Raw genomic sequence first — 25182 nt, 5'->3', positions numbered from 1 at the left:
CTATTTCGTGGCGTGTGCGTCGTCGGGATCGGCGATTGCCTGCTTCGCGCCGCCCTCTTTCGCCGCTTGCGCCTGCTCCTCGACGACCGTCGATTCGCGCGCGAGCGGTGCGATCGCCTGCAACGGGACCATCGGCTGCGCGCGCGCGTTGACGCCGGCGGGACTCGGCTCGTTGTCGTGGATCAACGCGCGGATGCGCGGATAAATCTGCCGCTCCCAGCGCTTGCCGTTGAATACGCCGTAGTGCCCGACGCCCGTCTGCACGTGATGCGCCTTCAGGTACGGCCGCAGCTTGTCGCACAGATCCTGCGCGGCGAGCGTCTGGCCGACTGCGCAGATGTCGTCGCGCTCGCCCTCGACGGTGAAGAGCGCAGTGCGCCGGATCGCCGACGGATCGACCTTGCGGCCGCGCACTTCGAGTTGCTTCAACGGCAACGCGTGCCGCTGAAACACCGTATCGACGGTCTCCAGATAGAACTCCGCGGTGAGGTCCATCGTCGCGAAGTATTCCTCGTAGAAAACACGGATCACGTCGGCCTGAGCGGGATCGCCCTTCGCGCGCTGACGATGCATCTCCTCGAACGATTCGAGGTGGCGCGCGAGATTCATCGACATGAACGCGCCCAGTTGCATGAAGCCGGGATAGACGCGCCGCATCGCGCCCGCGAAGCCGAACGGCACCATCCCGATCAGGTTGCGCTCGAACCATTCGATCGGCTTGCTCTTCGCGAGCTCGTTTACGCGCGTGGGATTCACGCGGGTGTCGATCGGACCGGCCATCAGCGTCATGCTCGCCGGCTCAGCGGGATGCCGGTCCTCGGCCATCAGTGCGACCGCCGAGAGCGCCGCGACGGTCGGCTGACACACCGCGAGCAGATGCGCGCCCGGCCCGATCGTTTCGATGAAGTCGATGATGTGCTGCACGTACTCGTCGAAGCCGAAGCGGCCGTGCATCAGAGACACGTCGCGCGGATTGCGCCAGTCGGTGATATAGACGTCGTGGTCGGCGAGCATCGTGCGCACGGTGCCGCGCAGCAACGTCGCGAAGTGGCCCGACATCGGCGCGATGAGCAGCACGCGGGGCTGCGCAACGGCCACATCGGCCTTGCGGAAATGCAGCAGGTCGCAGAACGGCGTGCGCGCCGTCACCTCTTCCACGACGCGCATCGGCTGGCCTTCGACGTCCACTTCCGCAATACCGAACGCCGGCCGCGCGTGCGTGAGTCCGGCAAGCTCGATCAGTTCGCAGATCGCGTTAAGGCCGCGGCCTTGCGGCGTTGCGCCGATCTCCTTCCAGACCCGCAGCGCGCCGCCCGCGAGCGAGGCGGCGTGGCGTATCGGCAGCATCGAATCGGACCAGGCCTGATAGCCCGCGTAAGCAAAGGGATTCATCTCTCTTGCACGCGGGCCGCGCATGCGTCGAATTGGAGCAACGAAACAAGGCAATACGTATGCCAGTCGACCGTGGCGACGGCTCACCCGACCGAGCGACTGGCATACCCTTTGCACCGCTACCGTTCACGAGCGCGTTTTGCCGCCTTTCGGTGCCCGCACGCGCCGCGCTCGATCCGTCTTGGTGCACGACGCGCGAGGAGAACCTCATGGCGAACGCCACGCTTACCATCAGCAGCAAGAACTATTCGTCCTGGTCGCTGCGCGGCTGGCTGCTCACGAAGTTCAGCGGACTGCCGTTCGAGGAAGTCGTGATGCCCGCGGACGATCCCGGCGCGCGCGCCGAGCTGCTGCTGCTCTCGCCATCGATTCTCGTTCCGTGTCTCTTTCACGATGGCATCAAGGTCTGGGACACCCTCGCGATCGGCGAGTATCTGAACGAAGTGCGCCCCGGCGCCCGCCTGCTGCCGAAGGAACGTGCCGAGCGCGCGCATTGCCGGGCGATCTGCGGCGAGATGCATTCGGGCTTCGCCGCATTGCGCTCCGCCTTGCCGATGAACCTCAAGGCGCACTTTCCCGGCTTCAAGGTGTGGGCGCGCGCGCAGACCGACATCGAGCGCATCGTGACCATCTGGCACGAGTGTCTCGCGCAATACGGCGGTCCGTATCTTTTCGGCGAACGCACGTGCGCGGATGCGATGTTCGCGCCGGTCGTCACGCGCTTCGTCACCTACGACGTAAAGCTCGACGCCGATATCGTCGCGTACGGCGAGCGCATTCTCGCCATGCCGGAAATGCGCCAGTGGATCGCCGATGCGCAGCAGGAAGCCGAAGAGATCGACGAACTGGACGTCGAATTCTGAACGTCGCGCCGCAGACGCACCGGGTTTTCCTTTCCTTCATCCGTGAACCATACTGAGTCTGTAGGAGGAAACCCGTCATGGAACCGTCGATCCACCCAGACGCCTCGGTCAGGCGCGCCGCGCCGACGCTGCACGTCCGCTTCTCGGACACCGACGCCATTCCGTTTCCGACCCGTACCGTCGAGCGCGGCGACGCGCTTTATTGCACGGGCGAGCCGCTGCGCAGCCTCTATACGGTGCAAGGCGGCTGCTTCAAGGCCGTCGCGACGTATCCCAGCGTCAGCGACGACAGCGCTCCGCACACGCAGGTCACGGGTTTTCACTTCGCGAATGAAACGCTCGGCCTCGACGGGGTGTGCACGGGGCGGCACGAAAGCGACGCCATCGCGCTCGAGCCAAGCGTCGTGCGGATCATGCCGGTCGGCATACTCGAACCCCTGTGCCGCGAGTACGCGGCCATGCAGCACGAGCTGCTCGCGATCATGAGCGCGGAAATCGTGCGCGCGTCGCGTCTCGCGCTGATGCTCGGCACGATGCCCGCGCGCGAGCGCGTCGCCGCGTTCCTGCTCGATTTCTCCGAGCGCCTCGACGCGTGCACTGCTCCAGCCCGCGAACATGCGAACGAACTGATCCTGCCGATGACGCGTTCGGACATCGGCAGCTATCTCGGACTCGAACTGGAAACCGTGAGCCGCATGCTGTCGAAGCTGCAACGCGAGGGCGCGATCGGTCTCAACGGGCGGCAAGTGCGCATCGTCGATCGCACGATGCTCGAACACCACTGACGAACGTTCGTCGATTTTCCCGGACTACGCGCGGACCGTCAGCACCGCCGCGCCCGTGAGCCTGCCTTCGCGAAGATCGGCGAGCGCGCGGTTGGCTTCGCCGAGCGGATAAGGTGTCGTGTGCAGATCCAGATGAAACTGCCCGGCGATGTCCATGAACGCGCGCCCGTCCTCGCGCGTGAGATTCGCCACCGACATGACGCGGCGCTCGCCCCAGAGCAGGTCGTACGGAAATGCAGGAATGTCGCTCATGTGGATGCCGCCGCACACCACGGCGCCACCCTTCGCGACCGCCTTGAGCGCCGCCGGCACGAGCGCGCCGGCCGGCGCGAAGATGAGCGCGGCGTCGAGTTCGTCGGGCGGCGTTTCGTCGCTGCCGCCCGCCCAATGCGCCTTCAGAGTGAGCGCGAGCCGTTGCGCGGCGGTATCGCCGGGACGCGTGAACGCATAGACCGAGCGACCCTCATGGTTCGCCACCTGCGCGACGATATGCGCGGCCGCGCCGAAGCCATAGATGCCGATGCGCTGCGCATCGCCCGCCATCGCGAGCGTGCGATAGCCGATGAGTCCCGCGCACAAGAGCGGCGCCGCTTCGACATCCGAATATCGCTGCGGCAGATGCAGGCAGTAACGTGCATCTGCGACGACGCGGTCCGCATAACCGCCGTCGATCGTATAGCCCGTGAAGCCGGGTGTATCGCATAAATTCTCGCGGCCCGCTGTGCAGTAGCGGCAATGTCCGCACGTGTGACCCAGCCACGGCACGCCCACGCGATCGCCGGGCGCGAAGCCCGTCACGCCGTCGCCGAGTCGCGCGACCGTCCCGACGATCTCGTGCCCCGGAATCACCGGCCGCTTCGGATGCGCGAGCTCGCCGTCGATGACATGCAGATCCGTTCGACACACGCCGCACGCATGGACGTCGATGAGCAGTTCGCCTGCATGCGGCGTGGGATCCGGCAGGTCGAGCATCTGTAAAACGGGGGCATTGCCGTCGAAAACCATTGCGCGCATGGATACGTCTCCTGAGTTCGTTGCTACTGCATGCATGCCGTGATATTGCAGCGCAGCGCTTTTGTTTTAGCGCGCATCGGCGCAGCGCGTGTGTCGGCGTCGCCGTGGGGCGCGCGAGGCCGACGTGGTGCACATGTGCACGACCAACGAGCGTCGTTCTAGCCCCCAATCGCCCGATGATGCGCCGCATTCATCGAGTTGGACTCAGGCCCACATGCGTCGATATGCCTCCGATGCTTGTCTCCAAAGCGTCAGATTGTCGTACTAAACTCAACCCATGCAGTGCCGATGTGAAAGTGCGCGGCGAACATGTTTCGGCATCGGTCTTGCTTTATCGGTTCGACTGTCTTTGCTGTTGCGGCACAGCAAGTTTCAGAGCGCCTCGGCGATGGAACCCATTACATGCGCCGCGCTTAAAACTTATCCGCCGCGCGCAGTTCGAACCTTGATCGCGGTCTCCGCAGACCGCGCTGTAACGCCTCAACAATACGCGCGGTGCAAGCCGCCATTCAACCGACGGCGCTCATGGCCAGCGCGAAAGCGCTGAGCGTCTCGTCCATCGAATCGTTTCATGGAGGATGACATGCGTATCACGGTCAAGCTGGATGGCTTCGAAGGCGCTCAATCGGCGGCTTTCGCCATCCTGTGGCTCGACAAGGAAACCCGCCGCTGGTCGCGCGAGGGTCACCAGGCGGTGGAAGTGCCGGACTGGGGCGGCCTGCGTTCGGGAAAGAACGGCACGATGATTTGCGGCCAGAAAGTCGGCGACCCGATCTGCGTGCTGGAGCGCCTCGACGTCGACGCACCGGATGGTCCGAGCGAAGGTCTCGCGGGGCGCGTGCTGTGGTATGCGGACGGCGCGGCGACGAAGAGCACCGGACGCTGGCACGTGCAGTGCATCGACCGCGAACAGATCAAGGCGGAGCACGGCGTTTTCGCCGGCGAAGAGGGAGGCTGATCTGAACGCGCAATCTCAGGGCTCGTCGCCCGGCAACGGCGTAAGCATCACGACGAACGACGCAGCCCCGATGAGAATTGCGAGCACGCCGTAGTACATCACGGCCGTCTCGTCGAAGAGCAGGCCGCGCAGCGCCGCATCGATGCCGCCCAGCGTCACGAACACGGCGCCCAAGGCCGCGACAATGCGCCCTTCACCCCTGATCATGATGTTCTCCCGACCGTCGGGCGGCGCCGGCCCGACTCACCGCATCGCGCTCGTGTCGATGTCGCGCCGCCATGATTCATGGTCGTTTGCGCGGCTCGGCATGGCTTGACCTGTATCAACCTCGCCAGTACTCCGCTGCGCCGCCTCGTCACGCGCGCCGGGCTGCGCAAGAAAACGCCCGTTCTGGTGTTTTCCCTTGCCCGTTTCCAACGCTTATATTGGTAGTATCAGGTGCCGGCTGCAGGTTGGCATGATTTCGCGGACGGCGCATGCTGCTCGGGCCATCCTCGCCTTTGCCCGCAAGAATGGCTCGCATTCGACCGACAGAATCCTGGGGAGGCACGATGAATCAAAATTTCAGCGACCCGTTCAGCCAGTTTGCCGCCATGTTCCAGCAGTACCAGCTTCCAGGGTTCGATGTCACCGCGATCATGGAATCGCGGCGCAAGGACGTCGAAGCGCTCGCGGCGACCAACCGCGTCGCGTTCGGCGGCATGGAAGCGCTGCGCGACAAACAGGTCGAAATACTGCGCCGGACTTTGAGCGATCTGGAAACCATCGCAAAACAACTCGCCAACACGTCGACTCAACCTCCGTTCAATGCCAATGAAGTCGTGCAACGCGCGCTGCACAACGCACTCGCCGACATGCAGGACATCGCGCGCACCACTCAGCAGACCCAGGCGGAAGCCTATGCGCTCGTGAGCAAGCGAATGGAAGACGCCCTGAGGGAACTGAAAGCTTCAATCGAGAAGCCCAAGACCTAGCCTCGCGCGTCCTTGACGAGGCCCGGCCTCCGGCAATGGCAAGCCGCGTGCGCGGCGAGCGGAGGTGCGTCATGCAATTCGATGAATTCGCGGCGTTCGAGAAGAACGGCTGGGAGCATGTTGTCCCCTCGTACGAGGATTACTTTGGAAGGCTGACCGTTCAGTCGCATCCCGCGCTGCTCGATGCGCTCGCAGTCGGTCCGGGTACGCGCATGCTCGATGTCGCCGCGGGCCCCGGCTATCTCGCCGCGGCGGCGATCGAGCGCGGCGCGACCGCGGCGGCCGTCGATTTCTCCGCGTCGATGATCGCGCATGCGCGCCAGCTTCATCCCGAGATCGAATTTCAGATCGCCGACGCGGCCCATCTCCCGTTCGACGACGAAAGCGTCGATGCCGTCGGGATCAGCTTCGGCATGCTGCATTTTCCCGAGCCCGAACGCGCACTCGGCGAAGCGGCGCGCGTGCTGCGCGCGGGCGGCCGCGTCGCGTTCACGGCGTGGGCGCTGCCTGAGCGTGCGGTCGGCTTCGGCATGGTGCTCGACGCGATCCAGCTTCACGGCAAGCCCGATGTCGGCATGCCGCCCGCGCCGCCTTTCTTCCGTTTCAGCGATCCCGGCGAATGCGTGCGCGTGCTGACCGAAGCGGGCTTTGTCGATGCGCGCGCCGTCGAAGTCGAGCAGACCTGGCATCTCGTGCTGCCCGAAACGCCGCTCGACGGATTGATGCACGGCGGCGTGCGCATGGCGGCGCTGCTGCGCGCGCAGTCGAGGAGCGCGCTCGCCGCGATCGAGCAGGAAGTGAAAACGCGCGTGAAGGCCTACACGGCGCACGGCGAGCTGCTCATCCCGATGCCTTGCGTGCTGGCCTCCGCGATCAAGCCCTGAGCCGCTGTTATTTCCTGGCCTGCGTCGTGATCTGGAAAATATCGACGGCCACGCGGTCGCGGCCGTACTTGCCCGCGAGCGCGGAGAGGCGCTTTTCTACGGCGCGCAGATATTCGGGCTTCGCCTCGCTGTCGGGGCGCGCCGAGTCGAAGAGCGGCGCGGGCGTGACCGTCAGCACGATCATCTCCGAGCCGAACGGCTTGCCGACGACCCAGTCGCCCATCGTGCCGATGGTCGCCGTGTAGTTCGCCGGCGCCTGGTTGTCGCGCGAGCGCGAATTGGGCACCAGATGCACGACGCTGCCATCGAGCATGTAGTAGTCGACGCTGACGTAGGACTCGAACGCGGGCGTCATCAGATCGACGATCAGCGGATCGCCTTCGGTGAGGCGCGTCGCGCGCGAACGCGTATGCACCGACGCCGGCCTGCCCGACTGCCGGTTGGCCGTCCAGAACGGGCCGAACACCTTGAGCAGGTCGCATTTGTCGTCGGCGACCTGCTGCACGCCGAAGTTCGTGGTCTTCACGCCTGGCACGCGGCCGAGCGCCTCTTTCAGGCGCGCGAGACCGAACTTCTGCGACACGAAGCCCTGCACGTCGACGGTCTGATCGTGCACCGACGCGACGAGCGCCGAACACGGCACGCTCGCGAGCACAGGCGTGACGGCCGCCATCGTGAGCTGGGGAACGGGCGTCGGCGGCACGGCGGGCGTGACCGCCACGCTGGAAGCCGGCGCCGCGGTCTCGGGCGCGTGCGGCGTCACCGCGCCCGTGGCGCTGCCCTCGGACGACCGTGACGGCGCTTCGCGCGCGGCTTCCTCGCCTGCGCCCGACTGCTCGTAGAAGTAGTAGCCCGCCCCCGCGATCAACGCCGCCACGACCGCCGCCGCGCCGATCGCGAGCTTCGGCGCGCCGCCCTTCTTCGCCTTGCGGCCCGTGGTCGGGCCGGCGTGCTCCTCGGCGATCTCTTCGAGGAATTGCACGACGCTCGGCGTGCGCGCCTCGCGCTCGAACGCGAGCGCGGCCTTCAGCGCCTTCCACTGCCTGTTGCCGAGATGCTCGGGGCGCTGCGGCTTCATGCCCGCGCTCTTCGCCTGCAGCGCGGGCACGCGGTCGAACGGGTGTTTGCCCGTCAGCAGTTCATAGGTGATGCAGCCGAGCGCATAGATATCGTCACGCGGATCAGGTTCGCGATGCTCCATCATTTCCGGGCTCGCGTACGCGGGCGTCATCGCGCCGAGGCTGCCGGGATCGAACACGGTCGCCTCGGTCTCTTCCTCGGGCCGTTGAATGACGCGCGAAATGCCGAAGTCGATCACCTTCACTTCCGACGTGTCCGTCAGAAACACGTTGGGCGGCTTGAAATCGCAATGAACGAATCCGCGCTCGTGCGCGTAGGCGAGCGCGTTGGCCATGCCCTTGAAGATCGGGAAGACCTCGGAGAACGGCATGCCCTTGAAATTCGGGTTCCGAAGCAATCGGGACAGCGGCTGGCCGGAGAGATATTCCATCGTCAGATAGACGATCTGGCCGTCGCGATCGAAGTCGTATACGGTGACGATGTTCCGGTGCGCGAGCTGTTGGGCCTTGCGCGCTTCACGCTGCAGCGCGATCAGCGATTTCGGATTGCCGCGGAACTGGAGATTGAGCACCTTGATCGCGACATACGGCCGCCGGTCCGACGCTTCCAGCTTGCGCAGGTCGAGCGCCTTGTAGACGGTGCCCATCCCGCCGATGCCGAGACATTCTTCGAGCACGAAGCGGCTGTTGAGCGTGTCGCCGACGCCTTTCATCTGCTGATCGTGATCGGCGATCACCTGCGTCGCCTGGCTGCCGGTGCCGCTGCTCGGATCGCGCGACGGCGGCGGCGCAAAGCCCGGTGATGTTTGCAGACGCGTCTCGTCGCGGCTCGCGGGGCCCGTGGGGGAATCGGCTTCCGGGTGCATGCGCGCCGCGTGCTCGATGCGGCGGCGGATAGCCGCATAAATGTCGGGCGGCAAGGGTCGCGCCGCGTGCTCCTCGTCGAGGATCTCCATGAGCCGCTTTGCCGGAGTCTGCTCGGTCGCCAATGCGCCGTCCACTCCCGCAAAGAACTCGTCGCGCGACCCGCCGTCGCCCCGATAAGTACGAATCGCTTGCGCAAAACTTGTCATCTGTGCGTCGCGATGCGGCTCCGAATCGATCGAACTTACTTGTCGTAACAAAACCCCGGTGCTCGTTCGATACTAGCCTTCGCCTGACGCTTTCGCAAATGGCGTTTGCGATCATGCGCGGCGTCGCGCACATGTCGTTCGGAGACCGACATATCGGCGGCGAGTGTCGGCGCGGCGCAGGCAGATCCCGCGCTTAATCAGCCTCCCCAATGCCGGCGGCGTCGAATAAAACGTCGGCAAATCATGGTCTTACGCGATTTTTGGCGTTACATCGCGCTTTGGCACGGCTTTCGCATTCGCTAGAGGCGAACGTCTTTGCGGCAGAAGGCTCGCGCCTTTCGCCGCCATTGGCGTTTGCCGTCCGATGTATGGCGCGCCGGATCGTGGAGTCGGTCCGGTGCGGCAAGCCGGATTGTCTATACTCGACTACGACTCCCCACTCTGGAGGAAACATCCATGGCCGTCCTCAAAATCAGGGATCTCGCCGACAGCGTCGAACTCGACAGGCAGGCGATGCACACGATCGTCGGCGGTGCGCGCGATGGCGTGCGGGCGTCGTTTCGCTTCCGGCCGGCGTCGAACGTGAATCGTGTCGTCGACTATCCGGGCGTGCCGGTGAAGGACGTGCCGGCCGTGCAGACCGGGCCGTTCACGACCAGAATCGTCGCGAAGAAGTGACGTCGCCTTCAGCGAGGGACCGCCTCCCTCGCTGCGTCAATGGCGCACCGGCAAGCCGGTGCCCGTCATCCCGCTACCGAACGACGTACCGAGCGAGCGCGCCGAGCGTTTGACGAGCGCGAGCCGCACGCGCTCGCGCCCTTCTCCTTCGACATCGCCGAAATAACGTGTCTTGCCGGCGACGACCGCGCCGACCGGCAGGCCGTCGAGATACAGCACGCGATTGCCCGCGAGCGCCGGCACTTTCTCGCCCGGCAGCAAGGTGCCGACGAGATTGAGCGGATCGACCGCCGAGAGCGCGACGAACGCGCCGTCCTTCGGCCGTTTGCGCATGTCGCGCAAAAGGGGCACCGCGTCGGGCAGCGCGAACTGCTCGCCCGCGAGCCCGGCGACGAAACGCCCGCCGCGGATCTCGCCGCGCGCCTCCAGCCGGTGATAGACGCGCAGCAAATCGCGCCACGGCGGCAGCCATTCGGCCTCGCGCTCCAGCAGCCGCCAGAACACGACGCCATATCGGCGCAAGAGCGTCAGCGCGACGTGCTCGAGATCGCCTTCCTCGCGCGTATCGTCCTGCTTTGCGCGGCGCAGCAGTGCCCAGCGCCCGGCATCGTCCATTCCGCCGATAAAGAGCCCGCCGCGCCTCGGACGACGCGCGAACGCGTTGCGCTTCGCCGCTGGCGCGAGGAGCGCGCGCAGGCCCGCGAAGCTGTCGGCATTGACGAGTCCGAGCGCGACGAGTTCGCCGAGCGCGTCTTCGAGTTCGGTGCGCAGGAGCCGCACGTCGCCGAGAAGCTCGTCGAAGAACATCGCGCCGTGGGCTTTCAGCGCATCGAAGACGCGTTCGGCCCGCGACGAAAGCTGCGGCGCTTCGTCCGGGCGCATGAGCGCATTCCACGCGCCGAGGTGACGGCGCGGCAGCAGCACGATCGGCGTGCCGCGCACCGGGCCGCCCGACGCGCGCGAACGTCCCGCCGGGCGCGTCCACACGAGCTTGCCGGCTCGGCAGAGATCGTCGAGCCAGATTCCCGAATAATCGGCAATGCGCGCCGGCAGGATTTCGTCCTCCCATGCGACGGCGGGCGCCTCGAATCCTTCGAGCTGTTCCAGCACGGCACCCAGCGCGTCGCGGCCCTCGCCTTGCGCCTCGGGCGCGACGCGCTGCCATTCGAGCAGAAAGCGCATGAAATCCTGCCGCTCGACGGGCTCGATCTCGCGGCGCAGCCGCCGCACCGTATAGCGATGAATCCGCGCGAGCAGATGCCGCTCGCACCATTCGTCGGCCTGAGCGCCCGGCGTGAAGCGTCCGCGCATCACGTAGCCCTGCGCTTCGAGCCGCGTCAACGCCAGCGCGATCGCCGAAGCGGGCAGCGCGAGCGGTCGCGCGATCTCGGGCACCGTCAGCGGTCCGAAGCCCGACAAGCGCGCGCGCACGATCTCGACGAGCGCATCGTCGGACGCCCAGGCGTCGTCGAAGCCGGGCGGCGGGTGCAGCGCGGGGTGCATCGGCGCGTGCCCGTAGACGGCGCGCACGCACGCGAGACGCTCGACGGGCGTCCACAACGCGTCGTGCTCCGCGACTCTCAGGCGCGTCGCGCGGCCGGAGCGCGCCAGCGATTCGAGCCATGCGGGCCATTGGGGACTGCGCTGCGCTTCGGTTTCGGCGATGCAGGCGAGCGTCGTCAGCGCCTCGTGCATTTCATCGGCGCTCGTGACCTCTGGCCACGCCTCGTCGCGCACGCTCGCGATCGCTTCGGGATCGAGCGCGCCGAGATCGTCCGCCGAGCGCGGATCGGTCCAGCGGCGCGCGAGCACGGCCTGCGTGCGGCGTTCCTCGATCGGCGCATCGTCGAGGAACGCGTAGGGACGCGCCGACAGAATTTCGGCCGCGAGCGGCGACGGCGCGGGCAACTCGCGGGTGACGAGCCGCACATCGCCCGTTTCGATGCGTCGCAAAAGCGCGAGCCACGCGTCGCTGTCCATCGCGTCGTGCAGGCAATCGTCGATGGTCTGCTCGACGAGCGGATGCGCAGGCACGTCGCGCTCGCCCGCGATGTTCTCCGCGCACGCAACCTGGTCCGGAAACACCGCCGCCAGCAGGTCCTCGCTTTTCATGCGCTGCAATTGCGGCGCGACCTTGCGCCCGCCGCTGTAGCGCGGCAGCGCGAGCGCGTTGGTCGCGTTCCAGCGCCAGCGCACGCCGAAAAGCGGCGCGTCGAGCAGCGCCTGGATCAGGACGTGTTCCGCCGTCGCTGATTTCAGATAGCGCCAGACGTCGTCGAGCGCGAAGCTGTGGCTGCCCGTCAGCGACAGCACGATCGCATCCTCGGTGGCCGCCGCCTGCAATTCGAAGTTGAACGTGCGGCAAAAGCGCTTGCGCAGCGCGAGACCCCACGCGCGATTCACACGGCTGCCGAACGGCGCGTGAATCACGAGCTGCGTGCCGCCGGATTCGTCGAAGAAGCGCTCCATGACGAGCGTGTCCTGCGTCGGCAGCACCGAGAGCGCGGCACGCGAGCGCGCCAGATAATCGACGATCTGCCGCGCCGGTTCGATGCCGATGCCCGTCGCGTCCGCCAGCCACGCGACGGTTTCGTCGACGCTGCCTTGCGCGAGCCGCACGTCGATCTCGCCGCGCAGCCTCGATATCGCGTGAGACAGCTCGTCGCTGCGGCCCGGCGCTTCGCCGAGCCAGAACGGAATGTTCGGCGGCTGGCCATTGGCGTTCTCCACGCGTACGCGCCCGCCTTCCACGCGCACGATCCGGTACGACGTATTACCGAGCTGAAAGATATCGCCCGCGAGACTCTCGACGGCGAAATCCTCGTTCACCGTGCCGATCTGCAGGCCCTGCGGCTCGAGGATCACGGCGAAATCGGCGTTGTCGGGAATGGCGCCGCCCGAGGTCACCGCAGTCATCTTGCCGCCGCGCCTGCCGCGCAACGTGCGCGAGACGGCATCGCGATGCACGTAGGCCCCGCGCACGCCCTGCCGGCCGGTATAGCCTTCGGCGAGCGTGCGCAGCACGGCCTCGTAATGCGCGCGGTCGAGCGTCGCGTACGGATACGCCCGCGTGATGCGCTCGAAGAGTTCGTCTTCCCCCCACTCCCGGCACGCGACTTCGGCGGTGATCTGCTGGGCGAGCACGTCGAGCGGCGCGCGCGGAATCGTCAGCGCGTCGAGCTCGCCGCGACGCACGCAGTCGAGCAGCGCTGCGCATTCGATCAGATCGTCGCGCGAAGTCGGAAAAAGCCGTCCTTTAGGCACGCCGCCGACGTGATGCCCCGAACGCCCGACGCGCTGCAGGAACGCGCCGATCGACCCCGGCGAACCGAGCTGGCAGACGAGATCGACCTCGCCGATATCGATGCCCAGTTCCAGCGACGCCGTAGCGATGAGCACGCGCAGCTCGCCGCGCTTCAACCGCTGTTCCGCGTCCAGCCGATGTTCCCGCGCGAGGCTGCCGTGATGCGCCGCGACCGCTTCCTTGCCTAGACGCTCGGTCAGATGCCGCGCCGCGCGCTCCGCCATGCGGCGCGTGTTGACGAAAACGAGCGTCGTGCGATGCTGCCCGGCGAGCTCCGCGAGCCGGTCGTAGACGCGCTCCCACATGTCGTTGGACATGATCGCCTGGAGCGGCATCGGCGGGATGTCGAGCGCGAGATCGCGCGCGCGGACGTGGCCCACGTCGACGATTTCGCAGGCGCCGCCCTCGCTACCCTCGCCGGCGAGAAACTTCGCGACGAGCTCGATCGGCTTTTGCGTGGCCGACAGGCCGACGCGCACCGGGCGCTGGCCGCCCGCGTCCTCGCACAGCGCGTCGAGCCGCGCGAGCGAAAGGCTCAGGTGCGAACCCCGCTTGCTGCCCGCGACCGCGTGGATTTCATCGACGATCACGGTGCGCGTGGTCGAGAGCATCGCGCGGCCCGAATCGGACGAAAGCAGCACGTAAAGCGATTCGGGCGTCGTCACGAGGATATGCGGCGGGCGCTTTTTCACCGCGTTGCGCTCCTGCTGCGTCGTGTCGCCGGTGCGCACGGCCGCGCGAATCTCGGGCGCGGCCACGCCGGATTCACGCAGCGTCTGTGCGATCCCCGCGAGCGGTTCCTCCAGATTCACATGAATGTCGTTCGACAGCGCCTTGAGCGGCGACACGTACACGACGCGCGTCTCGTCCGGCAGTGTCCCGCCGAGCGCGATGCCGTCGCGCACGAGTTCGTCGATGGCGGCGAGAAAGGCGGTGAGCGTCTTGCCCGAGCCCGTCGGCGCGGCGACGAGCGTCGAGCGGCGGGCGTGCACGAGCGGCCACGCGCGCGCCTGCGCCGCGGTCGGGGCGGGAAAGCGCGAACGGAACCAGCCGGCGACGGCGGGATGGAAGCCCTGCAAGGCGTCGGTCGCGGAAGCGGATTTTCGGGTCATCGGGACATTCTATGAGTGCTTGAGAAATGGCGTATTGCGTGCGGTTTTCGGAACGTTCCCATCCGAGCCGATCGTTCTTCCGGCGATGCTAGACGGTTCGCTCATTCGAGCGGCTTCGGCGCGTCGCCCCGGCGTGCGTCCTCGCGTAATTTCCATTCGTTCACAGCTTCCATGATCGTCATCAGCCTTCTGTTCGACCGCGCGCGCGCCGCGCTCGTCAATCATCGCCACTATGCGCGCGAGCACGGCTACCGCCACGTCGAGCTCGACCTGTCCGAACTGTCCGGCAGCAACAACGCCGTGCGCTGGCTCTACAAGTACGAAACGCTCCTGCGCCATCTGCAACAGGCCCAGCCCAACGAAATCGTGCTGCTGCTGAGCGAGAACGCCGCCCTTCTGCGCTCGACGCCCCTGACCGACCTCATGGCGGGCCGTGACTGGCTGCTCGTTTGCAGCGATTCGGATCTGCCGCAGACGGACATCCTCATGTTCCGCAACACGCCGACGGTCCGCGAGAAGGTCGCGGATCTCGTCGGACGTTGCCGTTACGGGGTCGTGCTGCCGGAGCGCGAGGCCGGGTTGCTGCACAACTTCACCGCGTGTCCGGTTCAGCACCGCATCGGCGATGTCTTCGTGGTCGTTCCGGCTGCGTCGAACCTCCAAAGCGTCTGGGCCAACTGGCCGGCGTTCTCCGTCAGCATCCAGGACGACAAACAGCATCGGCGGTTTCGCACGGCGCTCCTCGAACACATCAACGAATGCCGCGCGCGGGGCCTGCCCTATCTGACGCTCACCGACACCGGCGTGCGCGAAACTTCGGCGCACAGCGTTTTCCAGCCGAACCGCCCGATTGCGATCGTCACGCTCTATACGCCGAACGTCGCGGGCTACGGGCGGATCGCGGAGGCGAACTTCAGGCGTTACTGCGAGCGTCAGGGATACACGCTCTACGTCCATCGCGATATTCCCGCGCAGCTGAACGACGGCAAGACCTCCGGCAACTGGTTCAAGGCCGCGCTGCTGCGCGAGTACCTGCCGAACCATCAATGGGTGTTCTGGCTCGACGCCGACGTGCTCATCAACGACATGAACCAGCGGCTCGAACCCTTTACGCACGGGCGCCAAACGGTGCTTGCGAGAGATATGGGCACGTGGCGCTTCAATTCCGGCATCATGGGCTTTCAGCGCAATCAGCAAAACTACGACGCCTTTGCACGCGTGATAGATGAGTGTGCAAGGCTGGAAGACAAGTCACATGTCTACGCGAGCCAGGGCGATCAGCATCAGTTCATTCGCGCATTCGAGGAGCTGCCGGACGTGCACGTGTCGTCTTTCATCGACATCAACACGCCGTGGATCTATCGGCGCCCGGACAGCTTCATGGTCCACTATTTCGGCATGTGGGAAGACAACCGGGCACTTATGATGGACCACGACCTCCGCCATCGGGCGATGGAGTGACGCACCCGCCTGTCAGAACGCCCAAGCCGCCTTATGATGTTTCAGGGCGGCGCCCGATTCGCCCGATGCGCCCGATGCGCCCGATGCGCCCGATTCGCGCGCCGTGCCCGTCCTTGCCAACATAACGCCACACACGTTTCCGATCATTGAACAGCGCGCGGGATCCGATCTTGCGCGAACGCGAACGCGCACGCACGACGCTCGACCAATCCTCCCACTTCTCAAGGAGACGCAATTGAACGACGACGTCACCCGCACGACCGCTCTCGCCACGCCCCTCGACCCCGACCTCCTCGCACGAATCGACGCCTACTGGAGAGCCTGCAATTATCTGTCGGTCGGCATGATCTACCTGCGCGCGAATCCGCTGCTGCGCGAGCCCCTGAAGCCCGAGCACATCAAGCGCCGGCTGCTCGGTCATTGGGGCTCGGACCCCGGCCAGTCGTTCGTGTGGGTGCATCTGAACAGGCTGATCAGGCGCGACGACCTGAATGTGCTGTTCGTCTCCGGCCCCGGCCACGGCGCGCCCGCGACGCTCGCCAATTCCTGGCTCGAAGGCCATTACTCGGAAATCTATCCCGACCGCAGCGCCGACGAGCGCGGCATGCTCAGGCTGTTTCGCGCGTTTTCGTCGCCGGGCGGCATCGGCTCGCATTGCACGCCGGAAACGCCGGGATCGATACACGAAGGCGGCGAGCTCGGCTACAGCCTCTCGCATGCGTTCGGCGCGGCGTTCGACAATCCGGATCTGATCGTCGCGACGGTCGTCGGTGACGGCGAAGCGGAAACCGGCCCGCTCGCCACGTCCTGGCATTCGAACAAGTTCCTCAATCCGGCGACGGACGGCGCCGTGCTGCCGATCCTCCATCTGAACGGCTACAAGATCGCCAATCCGACGATCCTCGCGCGCATTCCGCACGACGAACTGGAAGATCTCTTCAAAGGCTATGGCTACGCGCCGCATTTCGTCGAAGGCGACGAGCCTCGGACGATGCACCAGCGCATGGCCGCGACGATCGAACGCTGCATCGCCGATATCCGCGCGATACAGGCCAACGCGCGCGCCAATCCGCAAGACGTGACGCGCCCGCGCTGGCCGATGATCGTCCTGCGCACACCGAAAGGCTGGACCGGGCCGAAGGAAGTGGATGGTCATAAGGTCGAGAATTTCTGGCGCGCGCATCAGGTGCCGATCGCCGATCCGGCCAGCAATCACCGCAATCTCGCGCTGCTCGAGAACTGGCTGCGCAGCTACGGGCCGCAAGAACTGTTCGATGAAGACGGCCGCCTGATCGAGACGCTACGCGCGCTCGCGCCCGAAGGCGCGCGGCGCATCAGCGCCAATCCGCACGCGAACGGCGGCGTGCTGCGCCAATCGCTCGACTTGCCCGATATCCGCGATTACGCGTTCGAGTTCAAGCGCGCGGCGAGTGTCTATCAGTCGCCGACCGCCGTGCTCGCCACCTTCCTGCGCGACGTCATCCGTCGCAACATGACGAGCTTCCGTCTTTTCGGCCCGGACGAAACCGCAAGCAACAAGCTCGATGGCGTGTACGAAGCATCGGGCAAGCGCTGGCTCGCACAGACGCTGCCCGAGGACGCAGATGGCGGCGCGCTCTCCATCGATGGCCGCGTCATGGAAATGCTCTCCGAGCACACGCTCGAAGGCTGGTTCGAAGGCTACGTGCTGACCGGCCGCCACGGTCTCTTCGCAACCTATGAAGCGTTCGTGCACGTGATCGACTCGATGTTCAACCAGCACGCCAAGTGGCTCGAAAAGGCGAAGAACGAGCTTCGCTGGCGCGCGCCGGTGCCGTCGATCAATCTGCTCATCACGTCGCTCGTGTGGCGCCAGGATCACAACGGCTTCACGCATCAGGACCCGGGCTTCCTCGATGTCGTCACGAACAAGAGCCCGGGCGTCGTGCGCATCTATCTGCCGCCCGATGCAAACTGCCTGCTGAGCGTCGCGGATCACTGCCTGCGCTCGCACGATTATGTGAACGTGATCGTCGCGGACAAGCAGCCGCACTTGCAGTATCTGAGCATGCGCGAGGCCATCGTGCATTGCGCGAAGGGCATCGGCATCTGGGACTGGGCGTCGACGGATCAGGGCGCGGAGCCGGATGTCGTGATCGCGTGCGCGGGCGATATCGCGACGATGGAAGCGCTCGCGGCCGTCGAGATCCTGAAGGCCAACTGCGCGGACCTGAAAATCCGCTTCGTCAATGTCGTCGATCTCTTCAGGCTGTTGCCGGATACGGACCATCCGCATGGCCTGTCGCACCGCGATTTCGATTCGATCTTCACGCGCGACAAACCGGTGATCTTCAATTTCCACTCGTACCCCACGCTCGTGCACAAGCTCACGTATAACCGCACGAATCACGAGAACATGCACGTGCATGGCTATCGCGAGCGGGGCAACATCAACACGCCGTTCGAGCTCGCGATCATCAACGGCGTGGATCGCTTCACGCTTGCGATCGACGTGATCGACCGCGTGCCGCGCATCGCCGGCAGCAGCGCGCACACGAAGGAATGGCTCAAGAATCAGATCATCGAGAGCGTGCGGTACGCGCACGAAGAAGGCATCGACCGCGACGAGATTCGTGAGTGGACGTGGAAGGGTTGAGGCGGGACAGATGAGAAAACGCCCGGCGGATGAACGAGGTTCCGCCGGGCGTTCTGACCTTCGCGACAGGTGCCGCGTCAGCCCGTGTGCTCCGAATGATCGCGCTGCCTGAGCGACTGCGGCAATCCGAACAGCAGCAACAGCGCGCACACCACGCTCATCGCGCCGATCGCGTACAGCGCGGGCGTCGTGCTGCCCATCGTGTCGCGGATGCGGCCGACCATCACCGGGCTCACGATGCCGCCCAGTTGCCCCAGCGTGTTGATCAGCGCAATGCCGCCCGCCGCACCCGCGCCGGTCAGGAGCTTCGGCGGCAGCGCCCAGAACGCCGGGATCGACGCGATCACGCCCGCGCCCATCACGCCGAGCGCGGCGATGAGAAGCGTCGTCTGCTTGTCGAAGATGCCCGCCGCGAAGAAGCCCGCCGCGGCCATCACGAGCAGTATCGCGACGAACTTGCGGCGCTCGCCCGAGCGATCCGACATGCGGCCGACCACGACCATGCAGATCGCGCCGCAGATGTACGGCACCGCCGTCAGGAGACCGATGATCGTCGGATTCTGCGTGCCCGCCGCGCGAATCAGGTGCGGCGCCCAGAAGTTCAGGCCATACGACGCGATCTGGATCAGGAAGTAGATCAGGCCGAGCATCAGGAAGCCAGGCGTCTTGATCGCGCCGAACAGCGAATGGCCGGTGTCGGTATGCTGGCTCTGCGTCGAAATCTGACTCTTCAGACAGGTCTTTTCCGCGCTCGTGAGCCACGCGGCGTCATCGATGCGGTCCTTCAGCACCTTCAGCACCAGCACGCCGAGCAGCACGCACGGCAGGCCGCCGAGCAGGAACAGCCAGTGCCACCCCGCGATGCCGAACACGCCGTTCATATGACCGAGCACGAGACCCGAAAGCGGCGCGCCGACCAGACCCGAAAACGCCGACGCGAGAAACAGCAGCGACGTGATGCGCCCGCGATAGCTCGCCGGAAACCACAACGTCAGGTAATACAGCACGCCCGGCGCGAAGCCTGCCTCCATCGCGCCGATGATGAAGCGCAGTCCGTAGAACTGCCACTCCGTCTGCACGAAAACCATGAGGGCGGTTGCGATGCCCCAGGAAATCATGATGCGCGCGATCCAGCGCCGCGCGCCGACCTTGTAGAGCAACATGTTGCTCGGCACTTCGAACAGCACATAACCGATCACGAAAAGACTCGCGCCAAGGCCGTAAGCCGTATCGGAAAAGCCGAGCGAGCTTTGCAGCTGAAACTTCGCGAAGCTGATGTTGATGCGGTCGAAGAACGCGAAGAGATAACACAGCATGATGAGCGGCATCAGCCGCCACGCCACCTTGCGGATGATGTCCGCGGTATTTTCGATTGCCTGCGGCTTGTTTGCCGCGCCTACGCTCAGATCGCTCATGGTTGTCTCCAATATTGTTCTGGTCTTGTGATTCAGATGGCCCGCACGTAATCGGGCACCGGATGCAGATCGCAATTTCGTCCCGCCTTCGCGACTTGTCCCGGCACGTCATGTCCGACGAGCGCGGGCAGCGTGCGCGACAGCGCGATCAGCTTCTGCAGATCGACGCCCGTCGGAATGCCCATCTCCTCGCACATGTTCACGAGGTCTTCGGTGCAGATGTTTCCCGACGCGCCCGGTGCGAAGGGACACCCGCCGAGGCCGCCGAGCGCGGCGTCGAAGCGGCGCGCGCCTGCTTCATAGGCGGCGAGGACATTGGCGAGGCCGAGCCCGCGCGTGTTGTGAAAGTGCAGCGTCAGGTGCGTGGCGGGCATGTCGTCGAGCACGCGCGCAACGAGCCGCGCGACCTGGCGCGGATTGGCCATGCCGGTCGTATCGGCGAGCGTGATGCCGTCGATGCCCATCTCCCGATAAGCCCGCGCGATCGACACGACGCGGTCCTCGTCGATGCGCCCTTCGAACGGGCAGCCGAACGCAGTAGCCACCGTGGCGTTCAGCGAAACCGTGGAACCCGCACGCTGGACGAGCCGCACGACATCGCCGAAGCCGGCCAGCGACGCCTCGCAACTCATGCGCATGTTCGCGCGGTTATGCGTCTGACTCGCGGACATCACGAGATTGAGTTCATCGGCGTGAGCGGCGAGCGCACGTTCCGCGCCCTTCACGTTCGGCACGAGCGCGACATAGATCACGCCCTTTTCGCGCCGGATCCCGTTGAATACCGCGTCGCCGTCGCGCAGCGCGGGAATCGCCTTGGGTGACACGAACGAGCCCGCCTCGATACGCGTGAAGCCGCACGCCGAGAGACCATCGATCAATGCGACCTTGTCTTCCGTCTCGAGCCATTGCTTCTCGATCTGCAAGCCGTCGCGCGGCGCGACTTCCTGGACGATCAGCGGTTCTTTGTATGCATGATTCATTGCACCGCTCCTTCGGCGCGCAGCCGCTGCACTTCAGCGTCGTTGAAGCCGAGCGATTCCATTACCGATTGCGTATGCTCGCCTAGCGCCGGACCTTGCCAGCGCACTTCGCCCGGCGTGTCGGAGAGCTTCGGTACGATGCCCGGCATCTTCACCGATGCGCCGCCCGGCAAATCCGCCTGCAGGATCATGTCGCGCGCCTGGTAATGCGCGTCACCGACGATGTCCGCGACCGAATAGATGCGGCCCGAGGGCACCTCCTCGCGTTCGAGCGTCGCGAGCACGTCGTCCATCGAGTGATGCGAGGTCCAGGCGGTGATCGCTTCGTCGAGCATCGCGCTCTGCTTCACACGGCCGTCGTTGTGAGCGAGCGCGGGATCGTCGGCGAGATCGGCGCGGCCGATGACGTGCATCAGACGCCGGTAGATCGGATCGCTGTTGCCCGCGATCACGACGAAGCCGCCATCCTCCGTGCGATACGTGTTCGACGGCGCAATGCCCGGCAGTGCCCCGCCGCTGCGCTCGCGCACATGGCCGAGCAGATCGTATTCGGGCACGAGGCTTTCCATCAGGTTGAACACGCTTTCGACGAGCGAGACATCGACCACTTGTCCGTCGCCCTGACCGGTCTTCACGCGCAGCAACGACATCAGCGCGCCGATGACGCCGTGCAGCGACGCCAGCGAATCGCCGAGGCTCACACCGACGCGCGCAGGCAGGCCTTCGGCGTCGCCCGTCGTGTAGCGGATGCCGCCCATCGCCTCGCCGATCGCGCCGAAGCCCGGCCGGTCGCGATACGGGCCCGTCTGGCCGTAGCCGGAGATGCGGACCATCGTGAGCTTCGGATTGATCGCGTGCAGCACGTCCCATCCGAGGCCGAGCTTTTCGAGCGCGCCGGGCCGCATGTTTTCGATGACGATGTCCGCATCCGCAGCCAGCCGCTTGATGACGTCCGCGCCCTCGGGCGATTTCAGATTCACGCACACCGATTTCTTGTTGCGCGATTGCAGATACCACCAGAGCGACGTGCCCTCGTGAAGTTTTCGCCATTTGCGAAGGGGATCGCCGCTCTTCGGCGCTTCGATCTTGATGACTTCCGCGCCGAACTCGGCCAGCATGCGCGCCGCGAAGGGCGCCGCGATCAGCGTGCCGATTTCGATGACGCGAATGCCCTGAAGGGGTCCGCTCATGCTGCTCGTCTCCTGAGTTGTACTGTGGAGACAAGCTTATTGGCGAACGCTCGCGTGCGTCCAACCGCATTTCGGCAAGGACCGTTCGCGAAACGCGAACGCTCGGGCGAAGCCGAGCGCTAGCCGCGCGCTTCGACGGTCCGCAGATGATCGAAGAGCAGGCGGCTCACGGGCGAAAGCGCAGCCGAATCGCGCACGACGATCACGAGACTGCGCGCGGCCCATTCGTCTTCGAGCGCGACAGCCGCGAGCCCGAGCTGGCGGCCCATCGCTTCGAACACCTGCAACGGCAGGACGCCCACGCCCATGCCGGCCTGCACCATGCGGCACACGGCGTCGAAGCCGGGCACGTGGATGCGCAACCGCAGCGCGCGGCCCGCCTGCCGCGCCGCGAGATGCGTGCGCATGTTGATGGAGCTCGCCGAATGCAGGCCGATGTGATCGAAATCGAGCGTTTCCGCAAACGCCGCGCTCGCACGCGGCGCGAGCGGATGATCGCCGGGCACGACGATCGCCAGCCGATCATGACGGTAATGGGCGCTTTCGAGTCCGCGCGTGTCGGCATCGCCGGAACAGATACCGAGATCGACGAGACTGTCCGCGACGCCTTCCACGATGCCGCCGCTCGGCCGCTCTTCGAGATCGATCTTGATCTGGTCGTGCATGGATGAAAACGCGCGCAAGTCTTCCGGCAGGAATTCGACGATCGCGGACAGGTTCGCCATCATCCGCACATAGCCGCGCACGCCGCTCGCATGCTCGGCGAGTTCGATGCCGATGTTTTCGACATCGCGCAACACCCGTCGCGCGTGATGAAGAAGCGTTTCGCCCGCGGGCGTCAGTTCCATGCCGCGCGCCTTGCGCTCGAAAAGCGCGGCGCCGACCGCCTGCTCCAGTTCGAGGAGCCGCTTGCTCGCCGCCGACACCGCGATCGCCTCGCGCTCGGCTGCGCGCGTGAGCGTGCCTTCCTCGAACACCGCGAGAAAGAGTTGAAGTGTCGTGAGGTCGAGCCGTCTGAGGAGATTCCGGGTGGCCATCGTCGGACGCGCCGGGATCAGCGCGCGTATTTGAAGGTGCCTTGGGCGCTCGCGATCATCACGCGATCGTCGACCCACGCCTCGCCGCGCGCAAAATACACGGAGCGTCCCTGTCGCTCGAGGAAACCTTTCGCCACGACCTTGTCGCCGATGCCGCGATCGAGATAGTTCACGGTGAGCGAGAGCGTGAAGCCGTGCACGGGCGCGGTGCCGGTCGTGAAGAGGCCCGCGTAGCCGCATGCCGCATCGAGCAGCGTGGCGATCGCGCCGCCCTGCAGGATGCGCTGCCGGTTCAGATGCCCCGCGTGGATCAGCATCGTGAATTCGGCGTAGCCTGCGCGCCATTCGGTGAAGGTCGCGCCGAGCGCTTCGAGAAACGGATTGTCGAGATCGAGGTTCGCCACCTCTGCTCCTGATATGCCTGCGGTGCGGGCGATTGTGCCACCGACGGGCGCGCGCTGCCGAGCGCAAGGCATCCTGCAAAGCGCGCCGTGCATGAAAAAACCCGCGCGCGGCGGGTCTCGATTTACACAACGTCGATTGAAAACAATTCCGTTTGTCAACGCACACAAAATCCGCAGTGCCGGTCTTTGCGACCGGCATATTGCGTTTCATGAAGTCACGTCATGAATCGCGCGGAAGCGCGTTCATACGCGCTTTGAACTCCTTCGTGACACGCCGTATCACGCGCGCAACACTCTGCATTAAAGACGTCAGTTGTACCCGCGAATCACGCAGGAATTTTTCTCCTCTTCGGTCTTCCCGAAGCGTCCGCAAATTTCGGCGACATATTCGGGTTCTGCCGATACCTGGCTGGAACGATGCGACACCGGAACGCTCGTGTCCGGCGGCAGTTCGCCGTCGTCGATCCAGGCATAGAAATGCGCGCTCGTATTCGCTTCCATGTTTTATCTCCTTTATATAAAGCGCGGAAAAAACGTTTCGATGCTTCCAGAATGCGCTTCTCGAAAGCGGCTGGCCCTAGTGGATTACGTTGATGGACTTCGCAGGCCAGCATGACGATGATGATAAGAATGCCCGTTCGAAACGCATACCTGCCCGTTTTCAATCCGCTTGTCTATTTCCGTAGCTAAAAAAATGCCCGGTGCAAATGACCGGGCACTTAATTGATCGGTTATGGAAAACGGCTATTTCCAGTCCTCTATCAGTTAAACGACATTCTTTTCGATGATCGGCCGCCCTTCGAGTACGCGCGTCCAGTCGAGCGGCGATAAATCGATCGTCTCGTAGCGTCCGCGCAAAATCAGCTCGCTCACGCCGCGTCCCGTCGCCGGGCCTTGCTGCAGGCCGTGTCCGCTGAATCCGTTCGCGAAAATGCAGTTCTCCAGATCCGGATGACTGCCGATGATCGCGTTCTGGTCGAGCACGTTGTATTCGTAATAGCCGGACCAGCAGCGTTCGACACGCAGCGCCTCGAACGCCGGCACGCGATGCGCGAGCGTCGGCCAGATTACGTCGTCGAAGAGCGCGTGATCGACTTCGTCGAGCGGCAGGTCGTCAGGATCGTTGTCCGCCGAGGGCGACGTGCCGCAGATATACGTGCGCCCTTCCGGACGGAAATAGACGCCGGTCGGATCGATCAGCAAAGGCGCGCGTTCGAGCTTCGCCGGCGACGACACGTTGAAAATGCTGCGCCGGCGTGCATACACCGGAATGTCGATGCCGAGCATGGCCGCGATCCCGCGCGACCACGCGCCCGCCGCGTTCACGACGACATCGCACGCATAGGTTTCGCCGTTGGCCGCACGCACGGTCGTCGCGCGCCGTCCTTCACGCCCGATGCCGACGACTTCCGTCGTCACATAACGCGCGCCGAGCGATTGCGCCTTGCGCCGCAGCGCCTGCACGAGACCGTAGCCGTCGAACCAGCCTTCGCCGCTTTCGCCGAACGTGCCCGCGGCGAGGTCGTCCGTATTGAGCCAGGCAAAGCGCGCGCGCAGCTGCGCGGAATCCAGGAGGCTGATGTCCGCGCCCAGTTCGCGTTGCAGCGCGTGATTCTCGCGCAGCGTCGCTTCGCCCGGCGCCGTCGCGAGGAAGAGATAGCCGCCTTCGTGCAGATCGATGGACGGACGCTCGCCGTTCACTTCGAGCCGCTCGCCGATCGAGCGCAGGAACTCGATGCCGAAGAGCGACATGCGCACGGAGAGCGGCGTCGAGAACTGCTGCCGGATCGACGCCGCCGAGAGCGCCGACGACGAGCGCGCGTAAGTCGGATCACGTTCGATCACCGTGACCTGCACCGTCGGGTCCGATGCGCGCAGGAAATACGCGACCGAGCTGCCGATCACACCGCCGCCTACGATGACAACGCTCGAACTCACATCGCC

20 protein-coding genes are annotated in these 25182 nt (G+C 65.3%); 8 read left to right on the top strand and 12 right to left on the bottom strand.

Translation table 11 applies throughout. The features are described from left to right. On the bottom strand, positions 1 to 1392 hold the full coding sequence (locus NCS58_RS17230) for a polyhydroxyalkanoate depolymerase (protein ID WP_061115864.1): 1392 nt from the start codon (positions 1390 to 1392) through the stop codon (positions 1 to 3). A gap of 209 nt (positions 1393 to 1601) precedes the next feature. On the opposite strand from NCS58_RS17230, the gene NCS58_RS17225 reads away from it, so the two are divergent. Together NCS58_RS17225 and NCS58_RS17220 are read left to right on the top strand one after the other, a co-directional pair. Next, the gene (locus NCS58_RS17225) at positions 1602 to 2255 is read left to right on the top strand and encodes a glutathione S-transferase family protein (RefSeq protein WP_061116097.1); all 654 of its coding nucleotides are present in this window, start codon (positions 1602 to 1604) and stop codon (positions 2253 to 2255) included. Between the two features lie 77 nt (positions 2256 to 2332). Continuing rightward, a complete protein-coding gene (locus tag NCS58_RS17220; RefSeq protein WP_061115865.1) occupies positions 2333 to 3040 on the top strand; it encodes a Crp/Fnr family transcriptional regulator in 708 nt (235 codons plus the stop codon). Positions 3041 to 3064: 24 nt separating this feature from the next. On the opposite strand, the gene NCS58_RS17215 is transcribed toward NCS58_RS17220, so the two are convergent. After that, complete coding sequence (locus tag NCS58_RS17215) at positions 3065 to 4054, bottom strand: zinc-dependent alcohol dehydrogenase family protein (protein ID WP_061115866.1); 990 nt, start codon at positions 4052 to 4054, stop codon at positions 3065 to 3067. A gap of 583 nt (positions 4055 to 4637) precedes the next feature. Here NCS58_RS17215 and NCS58_RS17210 point away from each other — a divergent pair. Continuing rightward, the gene (locus NCS58_RS17210; RefSeq protein WP_061116098.1) at positions 4638 to 5012 is read left to right on the top strand and encodes a DUF3564 family protein; all 375 of its coding nucleotides are present in this window, start codon (positions 4638 to 4640) and stop codon (positions 5010 to 5012) included. A 15-nt stretch (positions 5013 to 5027) separates the two neighbouring features. On the opposite strand, the gene NCS58_RS17205 is transcribed toward NCS58_RS17210, so the two are convergent. Beyond that, positions 5028 to 5219 carry a DUF2964 family protein gene (locus tag NCS58_RS17205; RefSeq protein ID WP_061115867.1) on the bottom strand — a complete coding sequence of 64 codons (192 nt, stop codon included), beginning with the start codon at positions 5217 to 5219 and terminating at the stop codon, positions 5028 to 5030. A gap of 269 nt (positions 5220 to 5488) precedes the next feature. On the opposite strand from NCS58_RS17205, the gene NCS58_RS17200 reads away from it, so the two are divergent. Both NCS58_RS17200 and NCS58_RS17195 read left to right on the top strand, forming a co-directional pair. Next, positions 5489 to 5986 carry a phasin family protein gene (locus NCS58_RS17200; protein ID WP_250477413.1) on the top strand — a complete coding sequence of 166 codons (498 nt, stop codon included), beginning with the start codon at positions 5489 to 5491 and terminating at the stop codon, positions 5984 to 5986. A 71-nt stretch (positions 5987 to 6057) separates the two neighbouring features. Beyond that, on the top strand, positions 6058 to 6870 hold the full coding sequence (locus NCS58_RS17195; protein WP_061116099.1) for a class I SAM-dependent methyltransferase: 813 nt from the start codon (positions 6058 to 6060) through the stop codon (positions 6868 to 6870). A gap of 7 nt (positions 6871 to 6877) precedes the next feature. Here NCS58_RS17195 and NCS58_RS17190 read toward each other — a convergent pair whose 3' ends face one another. Next, positions 6878 to 9022: a serine/threonine protein kinase gene (locus tag NCS58_RS17190; protein WP_061115869.1), complete on the bottom strand. Its 2145-nt coding sequence runs from the start codon at positions 9020 to 9022 to the stop codon at positions 6878 to 6880. A gap of 456 nt (positions 9023 to 9478) precedes the next feature. Here NCS58_RS17190 and NCS58_RS17185 point away from each other — a divergent pair, with 456 nt between their 5' ends. Next, entirely contained in the window at positions 9479 to 9700 is a 222-nt protein-coding gene (locus NCS58_RS17185; protein ID WP_061115870.1) for a hypothetical protein, read from the top strand. A gap of 36 nt (positions 9701 to 9736) precedes the next feature. Here the strand turns inward: NCS58_RS17185 and NCS58_RS17180 are convergent, their stop codons facing one another. Continuing rightward, on the bottom strand, positions 9737 to 14116 hold the full coding sequence (locus tag NCS58_RS17180; protein WP_061115871.1) for a DEAD/DEAH box helicase: 4380 nt from the start codon (positions 14114 to 14116) through the stop codon (positions 9737 to 9739). A 171-nt stretch (positions 14117 to 14287) separates the two neighbouring features. On the opposite strand from NCS58_RS17180, the gene NCS58_RS17175 reads away from it, so the two are divergent. Both NCS58_RS17175 and NCS58_RS17170 read left to right on the top strand, forming a co-directional pair. Then, positions 14288 to 15577, top strand: a complete 1290-nt coding sequence (locus tag NCS58_RS17175; RefSeq protein WP_061115872.1) for a hypothetical protein — start codon at positions 14288 to 14290, stop codon at positions 15575 to 15577. Positions 15578 to 15812: 235 nt separating this feature from the next. Further along, the gene (locus NCS58_RS17170) at positions 15813 to 18212 is read left to right on the top strand and encodes a phosphoketolase (RefSeq protein ID WP_061115873.1); all 2400 of its coding nucleotides are present in this window, start codon (positions 15813 to 15815) and stop codon (positions 18210 to 18212) included. Positions 18213 to 18289: 77 nt separating this feature from the next. Here the strand turns inward: NCS58_RS17170 and NCS58_RS17165 are convergent, their stop codons facing one another. The 7 genes from NCS58_RS17165 to NCS58_RS17135 all read right to left on the bottom strand — a co-directional run bounded on the left by NCS58_RS17165 (position 18290) and on the right by NCS58_RS17135 (position 25176). Next, a complete protein-coding gene (locus NCS58_RS17165; RefSeq protein ID WP_061115874.1) occupies positions 18290 to 19627 on the bottom strand; it encodes an MFS transporter in 1338 nt (445 codons plus the stop codon). Positions 19628 to 19659: 32 nt separating this feature from the next. Then, positions 19660 to 20607 (bottom strand): hydroxymethylglutaryl-CoA lyase, encoded by a 948-nt coding sequence (locus NCS58_RS17160; protein ID WP_061115875.1) that lies wholly within the window; start codon positions 20605 to 20607, stop codon positions 19660 to 19662. Further along, positions 20604 to 21797, bottom strand: coding sequence for a CaiB/BaiF CoA-transferase family protein (locus tag NCS58_RS17155; RefSeq protein WP_061115876.1), 1194 nt, complete (start codon positions 21795 to 21797; stop codon positions 20604 to 20606). The genes NCS58_RS17160 and NCS58_RS17155 overlap by 4 nt, the downstream gene beginning before the upstream one ends. Before the next feature lie 119 nt (positions 21798 to 21916). Next, positions 21917 to 22834: a LysR family transcriptional regulator gene (locus NCS58_RS17150; protein WP_061115877.1), complete on the bottom strand. Its 918-nt coding sequence runs from the start codon at positions 22832 to 22834 to the stop codon at positions 21917 to 21919. A gap of 17 nt (positions 22835 to 22851) precedes the next feature. Beyond that, entirely contained in the window at positions 22852 to 23238 is a 387-nt protein-coding gene (locus tag NCS58_RS17145) for a PaaI family thioesterase (RefSeq protein ID WP_061115878.1), read from the bottom strand. Positions 23239 to 23547: 309 nt separating this feature from the next. Continuing rightward, positions 23548 to 23739 (bottom strand): hypothetical protein, encoded by a 192-nt coding sequence (locus tag NCS58_RS17140; protein WP_061115879.1) that lies wholly within the window; start codon positions 23737 to 23739, stop codon positions 23548 to 23550. A gap of 264 nt (positions 23740 to 24003) precedes the next feature. After that, positions 24004 to 25176 (bottom strand): FAD-binding oxidoreductase, encoded by a 1173-nt coding sequence (locus NCS58_RS17135; protein WP_061115880.1) that lies wholly within the window; start codon positions 25174 to 25176, stop codon positions 24004 to 24006. Between the last annotated feature and the right edge of the window lie 6 nt (positions 25177 to 25182).

The sequence above is a fragment of the Caballeronia sp. INML3B genome, assembly GCF_023631305.1.
Taxonomy (GTDB): Bacteria; Pseudomonadota; Gammaproteobacteria; order Burkholderiales; family Burkholderiaceae; genus Caballeronia; species Caballeronia turbans.
Note: the sequence above shows the minus strand (reverse complement) of the source record. Positions and strands in the feature narration are given on the sequence as shown.